At 68.9% G+C, this 19,340-nt stretch carries 16 protein-coding genes and 1 tRNA gene; 9 read left to right on the plus strand and 8 right to left on the minus strand.

Going from position 1 to position 19,340, the window contains the following annotated elements:
* Positions 1 to 2: 2 nt before the first annotated feature.
* The 5 genes from AVAK2825_RS05855 (at position 3) to AVAK2825_RS05875 (ending at position 2,962) form a co-directional block, all read left to right on the plus strand.
* Complete coding sequence (locus AVAK2825_RS05855; protein WP_284395065.1) at positions 3 to 722, plus strand: hypothetical protein; 720 nt, start codon at positions 3 to 5, stop codon at positions 720 to 722.
* Positions 723 to 901: 179 nt separating this feature from the next.
* Entirely contained in the window at positions 902 to 1,879 is a 978-nt protein-coding gene (locus AVAK2825_RS05860; protein WP_284395067.1) for a GMP reductase, read from the plus strand.
* Between the two features lie 125 nt (positions 1,880 to 2,004).
* Positions 2,005 to 2,080, plus strand: a tRNA-Lys gene (locus AVAK2825_RS05865).
* A gap of 230 nt (positions 2,081 to 2,310) precedes the next feature.
* Complete coding sequence (locus tag AVAK2825_RS05870) at positions 2,311 to 2,526, plus strand: DUF3606 domain-containing protein (RefSeq protein WP_272564590.1); 216 nt, start codon at positions 2,311 to 2,313, stop codon at positions 2,524 to 2,526.
* Positions 2,527 to 2,545: 19 nt separating this feature from the next.
* Positions 2,546 to 2,962, plus strand: a complete 417-nt coding sequence (locus AVAK2825_RS05875; RefSeq protein WP_284395071.1) for a pyridoxamine 5'-phosphate oxidase family protein — start codon at positions 2,546 to 2,548, stop codon at positions 2,960 to 2,962.
* A gap of 90 nt (positions 2,963 to 3,052) precedes the next feature.
* Here the strand turns inward: AVAK2825_RS05875 and AVAK2825_RS05880 are convergent, their stop codons facing one another.
* Positions 3,053 to 4,141: an SDR family oxidoreductase gene (locus tag AVAK2825_RS05880; RefSeq protein ID WP_284395075.1), complete on the minus strand. Its 1,089-nt coding sequence runs from the start codon at positions 4,139 to 4,141 to the stop codon at positions 3,053 to 3,055.
* A gap of 246 nt (positions 4,142 to 4,387) precedes the next feature.
* Here AVAK2825_RS05880 and AVAK2825_RS05885 point away from each other — a divergent pair, with 246 nt between their 5' ends.
* From AVAK2825_RS05885 to AVAK2825_RS05895, 3 genes are all read left to right on the plus strand, one after another.
* Complete coding sequence (locus AVAK2825_RS05885; protein WP_284395077.1) at positions 4,388 to 4,747, plus strand: hypothetical protein; 360 nt, start codon at positions 4,388 to 4,390, stop codon at positions 4,745 to 4,747.
* Between the two features lie 136 nt (positions 4,748 to 4,883).
* A complete protein-coding gene (locus AVAK2825_RS05890) occupies positions 4,884 to 5,360 on the plus strand; it encodes a copper chaperone PCu(A)C (RefSeq protein ID WP_284395078.1) in 477 nt (158 codons plus the stop codon).
* 140 nt (positions 5,361 to 5,500) lie between these two features.
* Positions 5,501 to 6,403 carry an ABC transporter substrate-binding protein gene (locus AVAK2825_RS05895; RefSeq protein ID WP_349817159.1) on the plus strand — a complete coding sequence of 301 codons (903 nt, stop codon included), beginning with the start codon at positions 5,501 to 5,503 and terminating at the stop codon, positions 6,401 to 6,403.
* 124 nt (positions 6,404 to 6,527) lie between these two features.
* Here AVAK2825_RS05895 and AVAK2825_RS05900 read toward each other — a convergent pair whose 3' ends face one another.
* From AVAK2825_RS05900 to cobW, 4 genes are all read right to left on the minus strand, one after another.
* On the minus strand, positions 6,528 to 7,085 hold the full coding sequence (locus tag AVAK2825_RS05900; RefSeq protein WP_284395080.1) for a vWA domain-containing protein: 558 nt from the start codon (positions 7,083 to 7,085) through the stop codon (positions 6,528 to 6,530).
* A gap of 110 nt (positions 7,086 to 7,195) precedes the next feature.
* Entirely contained in the window at positions 7,196 to 8,338 is a 1,143-nt protein-coding gene (locus tag AVAK2825_RS05905) for a magnesium chelatase ATPase subunit I (protein ID WP_284395082.1), read from the minus strand.
* 121 nt (positions 8,339 to 8,459) lie between these two features.
* Positions 8,460 to 12,299, minus strand: a complete 3,840-nt coding sequence (gene cobN / locus AVAK2825_RS05910) for a cobaltochelatase subunit CobN (protein WP_284395084.1) — start codon at positions 12,297 to 12,299, stop codon at positions 8,460 to 8,462.
* A 33-nt stretch (positions 12,300 to 12,332) separates the two neighbouring features.
* Positions 12,333 to 13,382 (minus strand): cobalamin biosynthesis protein CobW, encoded by a 1,050-nt coding sequence (gene cobW, locus AVAK2825_RS05915; protein ID WP_284395086.1) that lies wholly within the window; start codon positions 13,380 to 13,382, stop codon positions 12,333 to 12,335.
* Positions 13,383 to 13,613: 231 nt separating this feature from the next.
* Between cobW and AVAK2825_RS05920 the strand changes: the two genes are divergently transcribed.
* Positions 13,614 to 14,846 (plus strand): multidrug effflux MFS transporter, encoded by a 1,233-nt coding sequence (locus AVAK2825_RS05920; RefSeq protein ID WP_284395088.1) that lies wholly within the window; start codon positions 13,614 to 13,616, stop codon positions 14,844 to 14,846.
* A gap of 43 nt (positions 14,847 to 14,889) precedes the next feature.
* On the opposite strand, the gene AVAK2825_RS05925 is transcribed toward AVAK2825_RS05920, so the two are convergent.
* The 3 genes from AVAK2825_RS05925 to orn all read right to left on the minus strand — a co-directional run bounded on the left by AVAK2825_RS05925 (position 14,890) and on the right by orn (position 19,327).
* Positions 14,890 to 16,362 (minus strand): sensor domain-containing diguanylate cyclase, encoded by a 1,473-nt coding sequence (locus tag AVAK2825_RS05925; protein WP_284395090.1) that lies wholly within the window; start codon positions 16,360 to 16,362, stop codon positions 14,890 to 14,892.
* A gap of 130 nt (positions 16,363 to 16,492) precedes the next feature.
* Complete coding sequence (locus AVAK2825_RS05930) at positions 16,493 to 18,421, minus strand: DEAD/DEAH box helicase (RefSeq protein WP_284395092.1); 1,929 nt, start codon at positions 18,419 to 18,421, stop codon at positions 16,493 to 16,495.
* A gap of 327 nt (positions 18,422 to 18,748) precedes the next feature.
* A complete protein-coding gene (gene orn, locus AVAK2825_RS05935) occupies positions 18,749 to 19,327 on the minus strand; it encodes an oligoribonuclease (RefSeq protein WP_284395094.1) in 579 nt (192 codons plus the stop codon).
* Between the last annotated feature and the right edge of the window lie 13 nt (positions 19,328 to 19,340).

The following is a 19,340-nucleotide window of genomic DNA, read 5'->3' on the forward strand; positions in this document are numbered from 1 at the left end:
CCATGCGCCCACCCCTTCACTCCCTGACCGCCCTGGCCTTGCTGGCCACCTTCGGCGGCGCCCCGCTGCTGGCCCAGGCCCAGGCGTCCTGTTCCAGCGACGGCGTGGCGCAGCCCGTGGCGCTGTACGAGCGCTTCATCAACGCCGACTGCGAATCGTGCTGGGCCGGGCCGCCTGCGCACGCACCCGGCGCCAGCGCACTGGTGCTCGACTGGATCGTGCCCGGCGGGCTGGCAGACGATGCCCCCCTGTCCGCCGCCGCCACGCGCGACGCCCTGCAGCGCCTGCAGGACCTCGGCCGCGGCGTGCCGCCATTTTCAGACACCCACACCGCCGAGGTGCAGCCCCTGCCCGGCCGGCTGCGCGTGGCCAACGGCCTGGCGATGAACGACTACCTCGGCACGGGCATCGCCTTCCAGCCCGCGCCCCGCAATCTGCTGCCGGCTGGCCGCTACGCGTACACGCTGGTGCTGGTGGAGCGGGTGCCCGCGGGCACCGCAGGGACGCCGGTCGAACGGTATGTGGTTCGAAATGCCCTCCAGGGCAATTGGAACGCCGGCATTCCGCTATCGAAAAAGGAGCAATCCGCCTGGATCGACAACCGCTCCATGCGCACCCCGGAAGGCACCGACGCCGAGCGCCTGTTCGTCGCCGGCTGGCTGCAGGATGCGCAGGGCCGCATCGTGGCCGCGGCGCAGTCCCGCTGCGCAGCAGGGTCTTGAGCGGCGGGTAGAATCAGTCACCGGGCCCAAGTTTCTTGACGCCCGGTTTTTTTGTGCCTGCGCACAGCAGGGTCCGGTGCCGTCCATTGCGGCGGCACCCGCAGAGCCGGTCAGCAAGCCAAGCGCCCACCGTGGCGGAAATCCTTCCGCCGCGTCCTTCAATGGAGCTTGGAAATCTGATGGAAATCTTCGACTACGACAACGTCCTGCTGCTGCCGCGCAAATGCCGCGTGGAAAGCCGCTCCGAGTGCGATGCCAGCGTGACGCTGGGCCAGCGCAGCTTCCGCCTGCCCGTGGTGCCGGCCAACATGAAAACGGTGGTGGACGAGAAAATCTGCCGCTGGATGGCGCAGAACGGCTACTTCTACGTCATGCACCGCTTCGATCTGGACAACGTGCAGTTCGTGCGCGACATGCATGCGGCGGGATGCTTCGCCTCCATCTCGCTGGGCGTGAAGCAGCCCGACTACGACACCGTGGACCAACTGGCCGCCGCCGGCCTCGTGCCCGAGTACGTCACCATCGACATCGCTCACGGCCACGCCGACACGGTCAAGAACATGATCGGCTACCTCAAGGACAAGCTGCCCGGCGCGTTCGTCATCGCCGGCAACGTCGGCACGCCCGAGGCCATCATCGACCTGGAAAACTGGGGCGCCGATGCGACCAAGGTGGGCATTGGCCCGGGCAAGGTGTGCATCACCAAGCTCAAGACCGGCTTCGGCACCGGGGGCTGGCAGCTGTCGGCGCTCAAATGGTGCGCGCGCGTCGCGACCCGGCCCATCATCGCGGACGGGGGCATCCGCGACCATGGCGACATCGCCAAGAGCATCCGCTTCGGCGCGACCATGGTCATGATCGGCTCGCTGTTCGCCGGCCATGAAGAGTCCCCGGGCCAGACGGTGGAGGTGGACGGCGCGCTGTTCAAGGAGTACTACGGCTCGGCCAGCGACTTCAACAAGGGCGAGTACAAGCACGTGGAGGGCAAGCGCATCCTCGAGCCCATCAAGGGCACGCTGGCCAGCACGCTGGTGGAGATGGAGCAGGACGTGCAAAGCTCGATCAGTTACTCTGGCGGCCGCAAGCTCATGGACATCCGCAAGGTGAACTACGTGATCCTGGGTGGCGACAACGCAGGCGAGCATCTGCTCATGTGAAAGACCGCCGGACGGCCGGCGATCAGCACGTGATGACGGCAATTTTTTCTGCGGGACTTGCAGACGCCTCAAATCTTGGTGCATAATTCGAGGCTCTGCAGCAATGCAGACAACTTTTCAAAAGTGGGTTCTTAGCTCAGTTGGTAGAGCAGCGGACTCTTAATCCGTAGGTCGAGTGTTCGAGTCACTCAGGACCCACCACTTATACAAGCCGCAAGGCAAAAAAAGCCGACGCTATCAAACATAGCGCCGGCTTTTTGCATTTCCGCCGCCGCTTCGTGGAAAGCACCCAGCACCTCTGCATTCCATGCACGCCACGGCGTCCTGTCGGGCAATCCCTCCGGCAGTGGGCGCGTTCTGCCTACAGCCGCCGCTGCTGTGTGCACCTTAGGTTCATGTCTTCCCCCCCTTCTTTTTTTCAGGAGACCGACATGAACCAAGCCGCAGGTGTACAACCCGATCGCATCGACGTCAACGACGCCGCCCTCGTCACCCAATGGGCCGACAAGCTCGCAGTGAGCGAACTGCAACTGAAAGAGGCCGTGCAAGCCGTCGGCGACAAGGCGGCTGATGTGGAAATGCACCTCAAGGGTTCACGCAGCATCACCAACGATGACCGCGTGGAACAGCTCGGCGCTGACCGCTGAACCCCGCCGATCGCCCTCCATGACCCAAAAGACCCTGGCCGATCTGGCCGAGAAGATGCGCGACATCGACATCGCCATGCTGTCCACCCACACCGACGGCGGCACCATTGCCGGCCGGCCGATTAGCAACAACCGCGAGGTCGATTACGACGGCACGTCGTGCTATTTCACCTGGGAGCAATCCCGCATGGTGGCCGACATCGAACGTGCGCCCCAGGTATCGCTCGCCTTCCAGGGCGCCAAGGCCTTCCTGGTGGCCGTGCAGGGGAACGCCGAACTAGTGCGCGACCGGGCCGCCTTCGCCGAGCACTGGACGCCCGACCTGGACCAGTGGTTCAAGGACGGCATCAACACCCAGGGGCTCGTGATGATCCGGGTGAAAGCCTCCCGCATCCACTACTGGGATGGCGAAGACGGCGGCGACATCACCGTCTGACGCCATTGCGCCATCACTTGGCGCACCCGGGCGGTTCTGCACACGCAGGGCGCGTGCACCAGCCCATCAGCGTGCAGGCCCTGGCGGGCATCAGCCCCCGTCGCCCGCCGTGCCGGTGATCGGCAGCACGATGCCGGTGATGTAGCTGGAGCACACGGGCGAGGCCAGGAACACGTAGGCCGGCGAAATCTCTTCCGGCTGCGCGGGCCGACCCAACTGGGTCTTGCTGCCGAATTCGGCGATGCCCTCTTCGCTGCGGTCCGCCGGATTCAGCGGTGTCCACACGGGGCCGGGCGCCACGGCGTTGACGCGGATGCCTTGCTCGGCCAGGTTGCTGGCCAGCGCTTTGGTGAACGCATGGATCGCGCCTTTGGTGGCGGAATAGTCCAGCAGTTCCTTGCTGCCGCGCAGCCCGGTGACCGAGCCGGTGTTGATGATCGCGGCCCCGCGCTGGAGGTGCGGCAGCGCCGCCTGGGCCATGTGGAAATAGCCATAGACGTTGGTCTTGAAGGTTTCGTCGAAGCGCTCCTCAGTCAGGTCCGCCAGGGATTCGGCATGCTCCTGGAAGGCCGCGTTGTTGACCAGCACATCCAGTTTGCCGAACGCCGACACCGTCTTGCGCACGGCCCGCTGGCAGAAGGCCGCACTCTTCACATCGCCCGGAATCAGGATGCAGCGGCGCCCTTCCTGCTCGACATGCTGGCGCGTGGCCTCGGCATCTTCGTGTTCGTTGAGATAGACGATGGCCACGTCGGCGCCTTCACGGGCAAAGAGGACGGCCACCGCCCGGCCGATGCCGGAATCGCCGCCCGTGATGATGGCGGAGAAACCGTCGAGCTTGCCACTGCCCCGGTATTGGGGCGCCTCGAACTGCGGCGCCAGTTCCATGTCGGCCTCGCGCCCCGGCTTTTCCAGGTGCTGCTGCGGCATGGGCGGCACGGGGGCTGCACGGCCGGCGCCGGGGGCGGCGGTCTTGGCGGCAGCGCCCTTCTTGGCTGGGGCGGCGGATCGAGAGGGTTTGGCCTGGTCCTTCGCGTCCTGCTCGCGCTGGATTCGCACCTGCTTGCGTGCGACCGCTTCGGTGTCCGGGCTCTCCGCCGTGCCGGCGTTGCCCCGGGCTTTGGTGGCACCGGGTGTGCCGTTGCGGGTCTTGGCTTTGGAGGAGGGAGAGGTGGGCATGAAAGACTCCTGAGGGAATGGCGGACCGTGGCACGGCGCGCCCGCTGAAGGGCGGGCCGGCCGACGAAGACGCCCAAGGCTGCGTGCGCAGCGCAGGCGGTCGCGTCGGAAAACGCGCCGTCCGAATGCAAGAGGTCCCTCGGGGACGGGCTTGCGATCGACGGGGTGCCCGCTTCGGGGGGCGCACCAGCGCCTGGACCCAGCGCTGTGAAGGCCGGGAAAGCACGCGGCGATAATGCAGCGCACATGCCTGCCCTGCGCCACGTCCGCTTCCTCGCCCGCCTGATCCTGGCGTGGTTCGTGGCGTCGCTCGGCGTGGCGGTGGCCGCACCACTGGTGCATCCGCAGCGCATCGAATGGGTGTGTTCGGTGGGTGGCGAGCCGCGGTGGGTGGTGACCGGCGTGGGCGAAGATGCCGCCGTGCCTGCGCACCACGGCCTGGAGTGTCCGCTGTGCCTGCCGACGGTCCTGCCGCCGCCCTCGACCCATGCGGGCGCGCATGCCCAGGCGCTGCCGACGCACCTTCCCGCGCCCCTCTACCGCGCTCCGCCGACCACGCTGGCCGGTGCGCCCTTTCCCCCTCGGGCACCGCCGCTGGCGGCATGAACACCGGGCCGGTCCCCAGCGCGCTGACCGGCCCGTCGCCTTGCCCCCGCCCCCGTTAACGGACCGCTGCGGGCATTGGCCTTCTGCGCAGCCCCGCGCAGGCCGTTGATCCGTTTTCCGCATTCAAGGAGCTTTCATGCCCAAGACCCCCTTTTCCGCTTTCGCCATCGCCATGGCCCTTCTGACGGCCACGGCCGCCCATGCCCAAGTCACCGTGCAGGACGCCTGGGTGCGCGCCTCGGTGCCGAACCAGAAGGCCACCGGCGCCTTCATGCGGCTCAATGCCGCGAAGAGCACGCGCCTGGTATCGGTCAGCTCGCCCGCCGCGCCGCTGGCGGAAATCCACGAGATGAAGATGGAAGGCGACGTGATGAAGATGCGCGAGGTGACCGCGATCGACCTGCCCGCGGGCAAGGCCGTGGACCTCAAGCCCGGCGGCTACCACGTCATGCTGATGGACCTGACCAAGCCCGTGAAGGAAGGCGACACGGTGCCGCTCACGCTGGTCTTCGAGGGCCAGGACGGCAAGCGCGAGTCCCTGGAGGTGAAGGCCCAGGCGCGCGCGGTGAGCGCCAGCCAGACACCGGCGGCCCACGGCGACCACAAGCACTGATCTGGCGAGCGGCATGGCGTGCAGTGCGCAGCACGCCATGCCTTTTTGGGCCGCCCGCTCGGCCAAGGCGCGGGCCAGGGCCGCGGACCGGCACAATACCGCGCTCCCCCACGATGCCGCCCCACCCCTTGCCTACCGCCTTGCGCCCTTCCCACCCCTTTCGATCGCCCGCTGTGCGGTGGTGCCTGCTGGCCTGGTGGATGGCGGGCGCCGCGCACGCGGGCATCCGCATCGCCGACGACCGGCAGCAGACCGTGGAGTTGCCACGGCCGGCCGCTCGCATCGTGTCGCTGCAGCCCTCGCTCACCGAGACGATTTGCGCCCTGGGCGCCTGCGATCGCCTCGTCGGCGTGGACCGGCACTCCAACTGGCCCGAGTCGGTGCGCCAGCTGCCGCAGGTGGGCAGCCTGGCGGACGCGCACGTGGAGCGCATCATCGCGCTGCGGCCCGATCTGGTGCTGGTGCGCCCGCGCAACCGCGTGGTCGAGCGGCTGGAGGGCCTGGGCATCAAGGTACTGGCGCTGGACGCCAAAACGCATGCGGACATGCGGCGCAACATGGAGGCGGTGGCACAGGCCATCGGCAAGCCGGGGGCGGGCGAAGCGCTGTGGCACCGCACCGACGTGCGGCTGGACGAAGCCCGCGCCCGGGTCCCGGCCGCATGGCAGGGCCGGCGCGTGTACTTCGAACTGCACGGCGGCTCGGCGGCGGCGAGCGAGGCCTCATTCATCGGCGAAACGCTGGCCCGCCTGGGACTGCGCAACGTGGTGCCCGGCAGCCTGGGCGCGTTTCCCAAGCTGGGCCCGGAATATGCGGTGCGCGCCGAGCCCGATCTGCTCATCACCAACGAAGGCCGCGGCACGCCGCCGATCGCCGCGCGCCCGGGCTGGGGCACCATGGAGGCGGTGCAGCGCGGTCGGTTCTGCCGCATCGCCGAATCGCACTTCGACGTGATGGTGCGGCCGGGTCCGCGCATTGACGAGGCGGCGCGGGAAATCCTGGATTGCCTGGCATCGGTGGACCGGCGCTCCACGCCGCCGTGAGGGCCGTGGCGGCAGCGATGATACGGACATGCAGGGGTGCTATTAAAAATATAGCGGTATGCCCTAGTATCAATTGTCCTCCAGGCCATTTTGGCACTGAGAACGACGCTGATTCAGCGGTGGCTCACCTTTCCATAGCGGCTGGAAGGTCCTCCACGCCATCCGCCCTCCAATAGCGCGCCTGCCACCACTGCGCCAGCCGCTCGGCCCGGTGCAAGGGCACGCGGGCCACGTCGAAGTCCACCACGCAGGCCTCGCGCGCCACCGCCGGCCGGCCCGGCTGCTCGCGCGTGCGGGCGTCGGTGAGCAGCCAGAGCCACCCCTGCCGGTCGCGCGCGCCCTGCAGCACCTGGGCCGCCCGGTCCACTGCGCCGTGCAGCGGCGTGCCGCCCCCGCCGCCGATGGGCGATACCCAGCCGTCGCTCCAGGCGGGTGCGCGCTGGGGCGGCACGCGCAACTGCACGCCGCCGCCACCGAAGCACAGCAGCGCCACGTCGTCGCGGTGACGGTAGGCCTCGCCCATCAACGCCAGCAGCACGCCCTTGGCGCGCGCCAGGGCACCGCTCGCCACCATGGAGGCCGAGCAGTCCAGCACGAAGCAATGCAGCCGCCCGGTGCGGGCCTGTGCGGGCTGGTGCCGCAGGTGCTCCCGCCGCAGTTGGGCGTCCGCACCCCGCGCCATGAAGGTGCGCGGCCAGTCCCAGGGCCCCGGCTCGCCCCCGCGCAGGTCAGGCGTTGCATCGCCCCGCCCCCGTTCTCCCTGGCGCGCCGCGGCACGCCCGGGGTGGGGGCTCAGGCTTTTTTTGGTGCGCTGTCCTGCCCGCCGCGCGGCACCAGCGGCCGCACGGGTTTGAAAGCCTGGGTGCCCACGGGCTCGGGGGGCAAGGCGCCCCAGTCCGCAGCCCCGGTGGAAAGGGCGCCGCCGCTGTCGGCAGGGCCATCTCCCTCGCTCCCATCCCCTGGTGTGGCGCTTTCGCTCGGGTGGCCCTCCCGCTGCGTGCCCGGGGGCTTCCCCGCGCTTGGCCCCGGGGCCGGCAGGGGCGGTGGCGGCAACTCGGCATCCGCATGGCGGCGGTGCGCGAGCACCAGTTCCGCGACCGGCGCCACATGGCAGGCCTCCACGGCGGGGGCGCCCTCCCAAGCGGCCAACGCGCGGGCGGCGCGCAGCATCACGATGTCCGCGCGCAGCCCGTCCACGCGGGCGGCGATGCAGCGCTCGCCGACATCGGCCAGCACCGCATCCGGCCACGGCAACGCGCCGGGCTGGGCGATGCGCTCGCGCGCCGCGCGCAGGCGCTGCGACAGGTCGGCCTGGGCGTCGGCAAAGCGCGCGCGAAAGCCTTCCGGGTCCATGTCGAACGCCAGGCGCGAGCGCACGATGGCCTGTCGCTCGGCCGGCTCCACCACGTTCGCCAGGCGCACGCAAAGGCCCAGCCGGTCCAGCAGCTGCGGGCGCAACTGGCCCTCTTCCGGATTCATGGTGCCCACGAGCACGAAGCGCGCGGCGTGGCGGTGCGAGATGCCGTCGCGCTCCACCACGTTGACGCCGCTGGCGGCCGCGTCCAGCAGCACGTCGACCAGCGCATCGGGCAGCAGGTTGATCTCGTCCACGTAGAGCACGCCGCCGTGCGCGCGCGCCAGCAGGCCGGGCGCAAAGCGCACCGCGTTGCCGGCCATGGCCTGTTCCAGGTCCAGCGTGCCGGCCAGGTGTTCCAGCGATGCGCCCAGCGGCAGCGTGACGAAGGGCGCGCCTTCGATCAGCTCGGCCAGGGCGCGCGCGGCGGTCGATTTGGCCGTGCCGCGCGGGCCTTCGATCAGCACGCCCCCCAGTTGCGGATCGATGGCGGCGAGCAGCAGCGCCTGGCGCAGTTGCGGCTGGCCGGCAACGGCGGCGAAGGGAAAAAGCGCGGGCAGGGAAGGAGTGGCGTCTTGCATGCGGAGGGGTGGGGAAGGCGATGTCAGCGCCGATCGCGGCCTTGGCCATGCGGTCCGGCTGGCAGGAGCGGTGTTGTGGGCCGTGTTGCGGCCTGTTGCGCAGATCGGGGTGCGTGGGGTGTCATCCGCGGGCGCCCTCCTGCGCTTGCTCGTGCTCCAGCAGCAGGTCTTGCAGCGCCTGGCGGTAGTCGCCCGGCGCCTGCCACAGACCGCGCTGCATGGCCTCCAAAAGGCGCTCGAGCATGTCGCGCAAGGCGGCGGGATTGTGGGTGCGCACGAAGTCGCGCGTGCCAGCGTCCAGCACATAGGCATCGGCCACCAGCGCGTAGTGGTGGTCGCTCACCTGGCGCGTGGTGGCATCGAAGCCGAACAGGTAGTCCACCGTGGCTGCCATTTCGAAGGCGCCCTTGTAGCCGTGGCGCTTGGCGCCGTCGATCCACTTGGGGTTGGTGACGCGCGCACGCACCACCCGGCCGATCTCTTCTTTCAGGGTGCGGATGCGGGGCGCCTGCGGGTTGGCATGGTCGCCGTGGTACAGGGCGGGCTGCCGGCCCGACAGGTGCCGCACGGCGGCGGCCATGCCGCCCTGGAACTGGTAGTAGTCGCTGGAGTCGAGCAGGTCGTGTTCGCGGCTGTCCTGGTTCTGCGCCACCACATCCAGGCCCTGCAGCCGGCGCGCGAGCGCATCGCCCGCGGGCTCGCCCGCGGCGTCCTGCCCGTAGGCATGGGCGCTCCAGCCCACGTAGGCGCGGGCCAGGTCGCCGTCGTCCTGCCAGTCGCCGGTCTGGAACAGGCCGTTCAGGCCCGAGCCGTAATGGCCGGGCGGTGCGCCGAACACGCGCCAGCCGGCCTGGCGGCGTGCAGCGGCCGCGTCAACGCCCCGCTGCTGCAGCGCGGCGCATTCTTCGAGGATGCGGGCGCGGATGGGGTTTTCCTCGGCGTCCTCGGCCTCCAGCGCCGCCACGGCCTGCACGGCCGCATCGAACATCTGCACCGTGCCGGGGAAGGCATCGCGGAAAAAGCCGGAGATGCGCAGGGTGACGTCGATGCGCGGGCGGCCCAGCCCCACGCGCGGCACCACCTCGAAATCGACCACGCGCTGGCTGCCCGCCGCCCAGCGGGGCCGCACGCCGATCAGCGCGAAGGCCTGGGCGATGTCGTCGCCGCCCGTGCGCATGGTGGCCGTGCCCCAGACCGACAGGCCCAGCGTGCGCGGGTACTCGCCGTGCTCCTGCAGGTAGCGCTCCATGATGCGCTGGGCGGACTGCTGGCCCAACTCCCAGGCGGTGCGGGTAGGAATGGCGCGCGTGTCCAGGGTGTAGAAGTTGCGCCCCGTGGGCAGCACGTCGGGCCGGCCGCGCGACGGCGAGCCGCTCGGGCCCGGCGGCACGAACAGCCCGCGCAGGCCGCGCAGCAACTGCCCCAGTTCTTGGCCACCGCAGGCGTCCAGCGCGGGCGCCAGCGTGCCCTGCACCCGCGCCAGCACGGCCTGGGTGCGCGGCCAGCCTGCGGCCGGCGCGCCGTCCTCCAGCAGTTGCTGGGCGAGCAGTTCCAGCCGCTCCCGCGTGTCGCCGTGGTGCCGCCAGGGGCTGGCGTCCACTGCCTGCAGCGCTTGGGGCCGCGGGCCCTGCCAGGGCTGCGCCGCCTCGATCTGCAGCGGGTCGAAGGGATCGCCGGGCAGCAGGTCGTCGGCCAGGGCCTGCAGCAGCCCGGCCTGCTCGCCCTGCCCGTCGCCGGCCGGGTAGCGGGCCAGCGCCAGCAGCGTGTCGCGCCGCTGGCGACCGGTCGGCGAAGCGCCGAAGACATGCAGGCCGTCGCGGATCTGCGTTTCCTTCAGCTCGCACAGGTAGGCGTCGATTCGCGCGAGGATGGCATCGTCGTCCGGCGCGCTGCCGGCCGAAGCGGCCAGATCCAGCTCTTCGAGCAGATGCTGGCGGCGCACCGCATCCAGGATCTGCCGGCGCAGCAGCGTGGCGCGGCGCGCATCCACCAGCAGCGCGTCGTAGTACTCGTCCACCAGGCGCTCCAGGTCCTGCAGCGGGCCGTGGTTTTCGGCGCGGGTGAGCGGCGGCATGAGGTGGTCGATGATGACCGCCTGGCTGCGGCGCTTGGCCTGCGCGCCCTCGCCCGGGTCGTTCACGATGAAGGGGTACAGGTGAGGCAGCGGCCCCAGGATCGCATCGGGCCAGCACGCCTGCGACAGCGCCAGGCTCTTGCCCGGCAGCCATTCGAGGTTGCCGTGCTTGCCCACGTGCACCACCGCGTCGATGGCAAACACGTCGCGCAGCCAGAAGTAAAAGGCCAGGTAGCCGTGCGGCGGCACCAGCTCGGCATCGTGGTAGCTCGCATAGTCCTGCGCACCGGCATTGCCCTGCCCTGGCGCCGCCCCATTGGCGCGCGCCGGCTGGATGCCGATGAACACATTCCCCAGCCGCAGGCCCGCGATCATGAAGCGGCCCTGGCGCAGCAGCGGGTCGGCCTCGGGCAGGCCCCAGCGGTCGTGGATGGCTTGTGCCATGCCTTCCGGCAACGCGTCCAGCCGCGCGCGATAGTCGGCCATGGCGTAGCTCTGCCAGGCGGGACGCAGCGGCCACTGCGCGGGGTCGTTCGCAATGCCCTGCTGCAATACGCGCATGAGCGCATCGCCATCAGCCGGCACGCCCGCGGCGTCGCCCAGGGCATAACCCTCGGCACGCAGGCGCTGCAGGATGCCGATCACCGACGCGGGCGTGTCCAGGCCCACGCCGCTGCCCAGGCGCCCCTCGCTGCCGGGGTAGTTGGCCAGCACCAGCGCCAGCCGTTTGTCCGGGTTGGGAAGGCCCCGCAGCCGGCACCAGCGCTGGGCCAGTGCAGCGACGAACGCCACCCGATCGGGTTCGGGCTGGTAGGCCACCACGTCGGCCTGCGTGAAGGCGCAGCGGTGCGACAGCCCCTTGAAGCTGATGGCGCGCGTGACGATGCGCCCGTCCATCTCGGGCAGCACCACCTGCATGGCGATGTCGCGCGGGCGCAGGCCCTGGCTGTCCGCCCACCAGTCCTCGCGGTTTCCGCCGCTGGCAATCACCTGCAGCACCGGCGCATCGCCCGCGAGCGCGGCCCCCTCCTCCAGCGCCGCGAAGGCCGTGGTGTTCAGCACAAGCTGCACCGCATGCTGGCGGCACAGGTCCTGCAGGGTGGACAGGCACAGCGGGTCCTTGAGCGAATCGAGCGCCACCGGCAAGGGGTTGAGCCCCTGCCCGGCCAGCGCCAGTGCCAGCGCGTCGAACGCCGCGGTGTTGCCCGCCATGAGGTGCGAGCGGTAGAACACCAGCGCCACCACCGGCGCGCCCGGCGCCCAGGCCGCGCGCAGATCGTCGATGCCGGGCACGGTGTGCCCCGCCGGACGTGCCACGCCCAGCGCCGGCGGCACATGCACGGCGGCCTGCGGCAGGCTGCGCGGCGGCAGCGGCGCATCGCCATGGTCCAGCCCGTGGAAGGCCACCGCGCGCAGGAACTGCAGCGCATTGCCAGCGCCGCCGGCGCGCAGGTACTGCCACAGCCCATGGCACACCGAAGGGGGCAGCGTGCTGCGCTCCACCAGGTGCGGGTCCTCCTGCAGGTCGCCCGAGAACATGGCCAGTCGCTGCCCCTGCCGGCGCGCGAGCGCGCCGATCTGCTGGATGCCGTAGGGCCAGGCCGATTCGGAACCCAGGTGGTCCACGATCACCACGCGCGCGTGGCGCAACACCTCGTCCAGGTACAGGTCCAGCGACGCGGGCTGGCGCAGGTACAGCAGGTTGGCCACCCGCACCGAGGGAAAGCCCGGCTGCGTGCGCGCCAATTCGGCACAGGCGGCCGAAAGCAGCGCGAGCGTGGTGTCGGCCGAACTGAGCACGACGATGTCCGCCGGGCTCTGGTCCAGGCGGGTGATGACGGTCTCGTCCTCGACGAAGCCGCCCGGGCGGGTGCTCAGCAGGTGCATGCGGGCGGGCCGGGCCGGACTATCGCGCCCGCATCAGGCGGCCACGCCGTCGAGCCCGGCACGCAGCGCGGTGGCATCCAGCGCCTGGCCGATGAACACCAGCCGCGTACGGCGGTCCTCGCCCTCGCGCCATGCGCGGTCGAAGTGGTGATCCAGACGCCGGCCCACGCCCTGCAGCAGCCAGCGCATGGGCTTGCCTGGAATGGCGGCGAAGCCCTTCACGCGCAGGATGGCGTGCTGCTCCACGAGGCCCGCCAAGGCGGTCAACAGGCGGTCGCGGTCCACGGCCGGCAGATCGATCACGTGCGCGTCGAACTCGTCGTGGTCGTGGTCTTCTTCGTGGTCATGGTGGCTCTGGCGCTGGTCGATGGAGGCCTCGGACGCCTTGGACAGGCCCAGCAGCACATCCAGCGGCAGGCGGCCCCGCTCGGACTGCACCACCTTCACGGACGAGGGAATCTCCTCGCGCACCAGCGCCTGCACGCGGGCCAGCGCGTCGGCGTCCACCAGATCGGTCTTGTTGAGCACGACCAGGTCCGCGGCGGAGAGTTGGTCCTCGAACAATTCATGCAGCGGCGACTCGTGGTCGAGATTGGGGTCCGCGCGGCGCAGGGCATCCACGGCCTGGGGGTTGGCGGCGAACTGGCCGCTGGCAGCGGCAGGCGTGTCCACCACCGTCACCACCGCATCCACGGTGAACACGTTGGCGATCTCAGGCCACTGGAAGGCCTGCACCAGCGGCTTGGGAAGGGCCAGGCCCGAGGTCTCGATGAGCACCGCATCGATCTGGTCGCGCCGCTCGGCCAGCAGCTTCATCACCGGGAAAAACTCTTCCTGCACCGTGCAGCACATGCAACCGTTGGCCAGTTCGTAGAGCGCGCCTTCGCGCTCGTTGCCCGCGTCGTCGCAGCCGATGCCGCAGCCCTTGAGGATCTCGCCGTCGATGCCGAGTTCGCCGAACTCGTTGACGATCACCGCGATGCGGCGGCCGTCGGCGTTGTCGAGGATGTGGCGCAGCAGCGTGGTCTTGCCGCTGCCCAGGAAGCCGGTGACGATGGTGGCGGGAATCTTGGACGTTTGCATATCGGTTCTTTCGGTGCCGCAGACGGCGTGACTGCGGAATTATCCGGGAACCCGCCGAGCCGTCTCCCGCGGGACAGGCGGCGCGGCCTGCACACCTCCCAAAGTGGAGCCTGCACCATAATCGTGACCCTGTGCCCTGCGGCGACGGGGCGTGCTGACAGGCATGCGGACCGCGCTCCCACCCCACGGCGGCACGGCCCTTTCGCCCGTCCCCTGCTCCACACCGAATCCATGAACCCTGAAGCCCACAACATCTGGCGCGCACCGCGCTGGGCCCTGGCCGTCCTGCTGGCGCTGCTGGGCATGCTGGGCCCATTTTCGATCGACACCTACATCCCCGCGTTCTCGGGGATCGCCGCCGCGCTGGGCGCATCGCCGGTGGAGATGCAGCAGACGCTGTCGGCCTACCTGTTCGGCTTCGCCTTCATGACGCTGTTCCACGGGGCGCTGTCGGACAGCTTCGGGCGCAGGCCCGTGGTGCTGTGGGGCATTGCCGTGTTCACCCTGGCGTCGGCCGGCTGCGCCCTGTCGGAGAGCATCGGCCAGCTGGTCATCTTCCGCGCGCTGCAAGGCCTTTCGGCGGGCGCGGGCATCGTGGTGTCGCGCGCGGTGATCCGCGACATGTTCCCGCCCGCCCAGGCGCAGCAGGTGATGAGCCAGGTCACCATCTATTTCGGCGTGGCACCGGCGATCGCGCCCATCATCGGCGGCTGGCTGTTCGTGCACGCGGGGTGGCACAGCGTGTTCTGGTTCCTGACCGGCGTCGGCGCGACGCTCTGGCTGGCCAACTACCGCCTGCTGCCGGAAACGCTGCATGCCGGGCAGCGCCAGCCCTTCAATGCGCGGCACCTGCTGCGAGGCTACTGGGAGCTGGGCTCGAGCCCCCGCTTCCTGCTGCTGGCACTGGCCAGCGGCGTTCCGTTCAACGGCATGTTCCTGTACGTGCTGGCCGCGCCGGCCTTCCTGGGCGACCACCTGGGGCTGGCTCCCACGCATTTCTTCTGGTTCTTCGTGCTGACGATCTCGGGCATCATGGGCGGCGCCTGGCTCAGCGGGCGGCTGGCAGGGCGCATCGCGCCCAAGCGGCAGATCCGCCACGGCTTTCTGATCATGTTCTCGATGTCCATCCTGAACCTGCTGGCGAACTGGCTGTTCAAGGCGCACGTGTCCTGGGCGTTGCTGCCCATCGCCGTGTTCGCGTTCGGCTGGGCGCTCATGGTGCCCGTGGTCACCCTGCTGGTGCTGGACCTGCATCCGGAGCGGCGCGGCATGGCCTCGTCTCTGCAGGCCTTCGTGGGGTCGTCCGCCAACGGCCTGGTGGCGGGGGTCGTCGCGCCGCTGGTCATGCATTCCACGCTGTGGCTGGCCGGGGCCTCACTGGGAATGATGTGCGTGGGGCTGGGTGCCTGGGTTTACCTGCATCACCGCTGGCCGGACGTCGGCCGCACTGCATCGGCGGGCTGACCCGGATCGGGCATGCCCGCCGGGCGCAGCGCGAGCCGCCGGCTCAGTTGCCCCGCCGGCGATCCGTCTCGCGGGCCTGGTAGTAGCGCATCTTCTCGGCGTACATGGCCTGGTCCGCCCGGTTCACCGCGGCCTCTAGCTGGTCGCCCGACGAGGCACTCGACGTTCCCATGGACAGGCTCAACGGCCGGCCGGGATAGAACTGGTTGTTCAGGTCCAGCAGCGAGTTGATGCGTTCCATGAGGGAATGCGCACCGCGTTCATCGGTCGCGGGCATCAGCACGGTGAACTCGTCGCCGCCGATGCGCGCGGCGCATGCAGGCGCATCCACGGCCTTGGCCAGCACCTCGCCCACGCGGCGCAGCATGGCGTCGCCGGCCGCATGGCCTTCTTCGTCGTTGATCGACTTCAGGCCGTTCATGTCGATCACGAGAACGGCCACCGGCCAGGGGCCCTTGCGCGTGAGCCGGTTCAGTTCCTCGACATAGAAGGCCCGGTTGCGCAGCTGGGTCAGCACGTCGTGCTTGCCCAGGTATTCCAGGTACGCCTCTGCCTTCTTGCGCGCGGTGATGTCCACCAGCGACAGCAGCACCATGCTCCAGTCATGCGCATGCTCGGGCAGGATGGCGAATTGCATGTGGATGTTCACGGCATCGCCGGAGAGGGAGTAGTTCACCACCTCGCGCTGCTGGAAAAGCCTGCCGTCCCACAGGTCCAGCAACTGCTCCGCAAAGGACTCCTGCATTTCCCCGCGGAACACCTTGCCGATCTGGTGCAGCAGCATCTCCTTGGAGTCGGCCCCGAACATCGACAGGGTTTCCTGATTGACATCGATCACGCGGATTTCGTGCATGCACCGCACCACGAATTCGGGGTGCACCTTGAGGAAGGTCTTGAAATCGCGGATGCCCTGCGAACGCACGTCATCCAGCAGCCGCTTGACCGCGCTGAAGTCCTCCACCCACAGCGACACCGGCGAATTCTCGAAGAGACCGCGCGCATACAGTTCGCTCTCCTTCAGGGCACGGCTTGCCTGGTGCTGCGCAGTGTTGTCCTCCAGGGACACCAGCACGCGGCTCCAGTCGTCCTCATGCCCGGGCAGGATGCGTCCGCGGATCTGCACGTCGAGCCGGCGGCCATCGAGCGTGTAGTTGACCGCCTGGTTGGAAAACTCGGTCGCCCCGGACCACAGCTGCAGGATCTCGGGCAAGGCCTGCTCGTGCATGTCGTCGCGAAAGATCTGTCCGAGAGAGGCCTCCAGCGTGGCCTGGTCCGGCGCGGAGAACAACTCCAGCGTCCGCTGGTTCACCTTGATGACCTTCAGGCAATGGCTGTACTGCCGCAGGCAGGAGGGGTCGTTTCGGACGTGCTCGGTGATGTCTTGCACCCCTTCGCTGCGCCAGCGGGCAAAGAGTTGCTTGAGCGCGCTGTAGTCCTCCAGCCAGAGCGAAACGGGCGCAAGGTCGAACATGTGTTCGAAGTCCGCGTCCGAGGACGAGGGCAAAGAAGACGGCATCTGGAACCTCCAATCAAGCGGACGATTGTCGGGCACACGCCGACGGTACCGTTCCATCGTGTGGTCCGCCCATAAAAAAAGCCAACCCCGAAGGGTTGGCTTTTGCAGTCAGCGGCAGTCCGCGCGCCGATCAGCGGGCAGGGCGTGCAGGGCGCTTGCGTGCATCGTGCGGCACGAAAGGCTTGCCGCCGCCGGCTCCGGGCTTCGCGAACGCCGGCTTGCGGGGAGCGAATTCGCCACGGGGGGCGAAATCACCACGCGGAGCGAAGTCGCCGCGCGGAGCGCCGCCTTCGTTGCGGCCACCGCCGAAGCCATTGCCACGGGCTGCGTCGCCGAAGCCGGGCTTGCGGCCATAGCCATCGCCATCGCGGCGGGCACCGCCGCCGAAGCCGCGGTCATCGCGCGGAGCGGCATGGCCGCCAGCACCTTGGTAGCCGCCACCAGCAGCACGGGGAGCGGGAGCGCCACGGCCACCGAAACCGCTGCGGTCGTTGCCCGCAAAGCCGCCACCGAAACCGCCACGGCCTGCGCCGGCCGGCTTGCGATCGCGCGAGAAGCCGTCACGGCTCTCGTAGCCACCCTGGCGGCCACGGCCACCGAACTCGGGACGGGCCTGCGGCGCGCGTTGCTGCGGCTCCAGGCCAGGCACCACTTCCGACTTGAACTGCTGCTTGCTGTAGCCTTCGATGTCGAAGATCTTGCGGCGATCGCGGAACTCGGCGAACGTCACCGCCAGGCCATCGCGGCCTGCACGGCCGGTGCGGCCGATGCGATGGGTGTAATCCTCAGCCTTCATCGGCAGGCCGTAGTTGAACACGTGCGTGATCGTGGGCACGTCGATGCCGCGGGCAGCGACGTCGGTGGCCACCAGCACCTGCACCTGGCCGCTGCGCAGCGCCATCAGGCGGCGGTTGCGAAGGCCCTGGCTCAGGGCGCCATGCAGCGCCACGGCCGAGAAGCCTTCCTGCTGCAGGTCGTTGGCCAAGCCGTCGCATTCGACTTGCGTGCTGGCGAACACGATGGCCTGGTTGATCGTCGTGTCACGCAGCCAGTGGTCCAGCAGCTTGCGCTTGTGCTGGGCGTTGTCGGCCCAGAACAGCACCTGCTTGATGTTGGCGTGCTTTTCCTGCGGGGAGTCGATCTGGATCTTCTTCACCGAAGCGCCGTTGTCGTGCATCACACGCATGGCCAGTTGCTGGATGCGCGGTGCGAACGTGGCACTGAACATCATGGTCTGCTGGCGCTGGGCGGTCAGCTGGTTCAGTTCGGCCAGATCGTCCGAGAAGCCGAGATCGAGCATGCGGTCGGCTTCGTCCACCACCAGGAACTGCACCTGGTCGAGCTTGATCTGCATCGAGCGTTGCAGGTCCAGCAGGCGACCGGGCGTGGCCACCACGAGGTTGGCGTTCTGCAGCTTGGCGATCTGCAGCTGGTACGGAATGCCGCCCACCACATTGGCCACGCGCAGGCCGCGGCAATGCTTGACCAGTTCGATGGCGTCATGGGCCACTTGCTGGGCCAGTTCGCGGGTGGGGCACAGGATCAGGGCGCCAGGGGCGGCAGCCTTGAAATTGCGGGGGTTGGTCGGGTCCTTGCGCTTGCGCTTGGGAGCCGGCTCGCCACGGGCCAGGGCTTCGGCAACGGAACGGTCGAACTCGTCGCGAGCGGCGGCATCGGCTTCGGCCTGCTGGCGGATCAGCGTGTGCAGCACGGGCAGCAGGAACGCGGCGGTCTTGCCGCTGCCGGTCTGGCTCGAAACCATCAGGTCGATGAACTGGCTGGACTCATCGCCCGAGCCCATGGCCAGGGGAATGGCACGCTCCTGAACACCGGTGGGCTGGGTGTAGCCCAGGTCGGCCACGGCCTGCACCAGCTCGGGGGCCAGGCCCAGACGCACGAAGCCGTTGGGCAACGCGGGTGCCGCGTCTTCCGCCACGGCGGCGGATTCAGTGGATTCGATGGATTCGCCGGTTTCGATCGCGGACGATTCCAGCGTTTCAACGGCCATGGAAGATTCAGCAGGCGCGAATTCGCCCTGCACTTGCAAAGTGTCGGTCATATTTTTCTCACACGAAGACGGCCGCAGGCGTGGCCTGCGGAGGCTTCGTCAATGGTTAAAAAACATCAACCATCAAACGAAACCAGCGCCAGCATGTTGCTGGGCAGGTGGGCATTAGCGCGGGATCCAGGCTGAAGGGTTCAGCAGGCCGCAGGCCCAGTGTGTGAAGGGAGATGCACAAACTGCGCGATATTTCCGCGCAGCCGGCGATTATTGCACGGCTGGGGTTTTCCCGCAATGCAATCGGTTAAATAACGCGTTAGAGCCGCCCTGCCCGAATCGAACGATCCGCGTGCGTTGCAGCCCCGCAATGAGCGCCCCCAGCGCTCACAGCGCCAGCAGGTGGGTGCGGTAGTGAGCGAGTTCGTTGATCGACTCGTGCACATCCGCCAGGGCGGTGTGCCGCTGCGCCTTCTTGAAGGTGGTATAGGCCTCGGGCTTCCAGCGCTTGGCCAGTTCTTTGAGGGTGCTGACATCCAGGTTGCGGTAGTGGAAAAACGTTTCCAGCCGCGGCATGTACCGGACCAGAAAACGGCGGTCCTGCCCGATGCTGTTGCCGCACATGGGCGCCGTGCCCTTCGGCACATAGCGCGAGAGGAATTCGATGATCTGTTGCTCTGCCTCGGCTTCGGTCACCGTGGATGCGCGCACCTTGTCGATCAGGCCGCTGCGGCCGTGCGTGCCCTTGTTCCATGCGTCCATTCCGTTGAGCAGCGCATCCGACTGGTGAATGGCGAACACGGGGCCCTCCACACGAGGGCTGAGGGTCGGTCCCGTGACCACGACAGCGATCTCCAGCAGGCGGTCGGTTTCCGGGTTCAAACCGGTCATTTCGCAGTCAAGCCAGACGAGGTTCTGGTCGGATTTGGGTAGCACAGGCACAGTGGGGTTGGCGATATCGGACATGGCCGGCATTGTC

Source organism: Acidovorax sp. SUPP2825 (assembly GCF_030158995.1).
Taxonomy (GTDB): Bacteria; Pseudomonadota; Gammaproteobacteria; order Burkholderiales; family Burkholderiaceae_C; genus Paracidovorax.

Excerpts from the sequence above, each read along its gene's own strand:
- AVAK2825_RS05855 (WP_284395065.1), top strand. The coding sequence starts at position 3 with ATGCGCCCACCCCTTCACTCCCTGACCGCCCTGGCCTTGCTGGCCACC.
- AVAK2825_RS05860 (WP_284395067.1), top strand. The coding sequence starts at position 902 with ATGGAAATCTTCGACTACGACAACGTCCTGCTGCTGCCGCGCAAATGC.
- AVAK2825_RS05870 (WP_272564590.1), top strand. The coding sequence starts at position 2,311 with ATGAACCAAGCCGCAGGTGTACAACCCGATCGCATCGACGTCAACGAC.
- AVAK2825_RS05875 (WP_284395071.1), top strand. The coding sequence starts at position 2,546 with ATGACCCAAAAGACCCTGGCCGATCTGGCCGAGAAGATGCGCGACATC.
- AVAK2825_RS05880 (WP_284395075.1), bottom strand. The coding sequence starts at position 4,141 with ATGCCCACCTCTCCCTCCTCCAAAGCCAAGACCCGCAACGGCACACCC.
- AVAK2825_RS05885 (WP_284395077.1), top strand. The coding sequence starts at position 4,388 with ATGCCTGCCCTGCGCCACGTCCGCTTCCTCGCCCGCCTGATCCTGGCG.
- AVAK2825_RS05890 (WP_284395078.1), top strand. The coding sequence starts at position 4,884 with ATGCCCAAGACCCCCTTTTCCGCTTTCGCCATCGCCATGGCCCTTCTG.
- AVAK2825_RS05900 (WP_284395080.1), bottom strand. The coding sequence starts at position 7,085 with ATGGCGCGGGGTGCGGACGCCCAACTGCGGCGGGAGCACCTGCGGCAC.
- AVAK2825_RS05905 (WP_284395082.1), bottom strand. The coding sequence starts at position 8,338 with ATGCAAGACGCCACTCCTTCCCTGCCCGCGCTTTTTCCCTTCGCCGCC.
- cobN (WP_284395084.1), bottom strand. The coding sequence starts at position 12,299 with ATGCACCTGCTGAGCACCCGCCCGGGCGGCTTCGTCGAGGACGAGACC.
- cobW (WP_284395086.1), bottom strand. The coding sequence starts at position 13,382 with ATGCAAACGTCCAAGATTCCCGCCACCATCGTCACCGGCTTCCTGGGC.
- AVAK2825_RS05920 (WP_284395088.1), top strand. The coding sequence starts at position 13,614 with ATGAACCCTGAAGCCCACAACATCTGGCGCGCACCGCGCTGGGCCCTG.
- AVAK2825_RS05925 (WP_284395090.1), bottom strand. The coding sequence starts at position 16,362 with ATGCCGTCTTCTTTGCCCTCGTCCTCGGACGCGGACTTCGAACACATG.
- AVAK2825_RS05930 (WP_284395092.1), bottom strand. The coding sequence starts at position 18,421 with ATGACCGACACTTTGCAAGTGCAGGGCGAATTCGCGCCTGCTGAATCT.
- orn (WP_284395094.1), bottom strand. The coding sequence starts at position 19,327 with ATGTCCGATATCGCCAACCCCACTGTGCCTGTGCTACCCAAATCCGAC.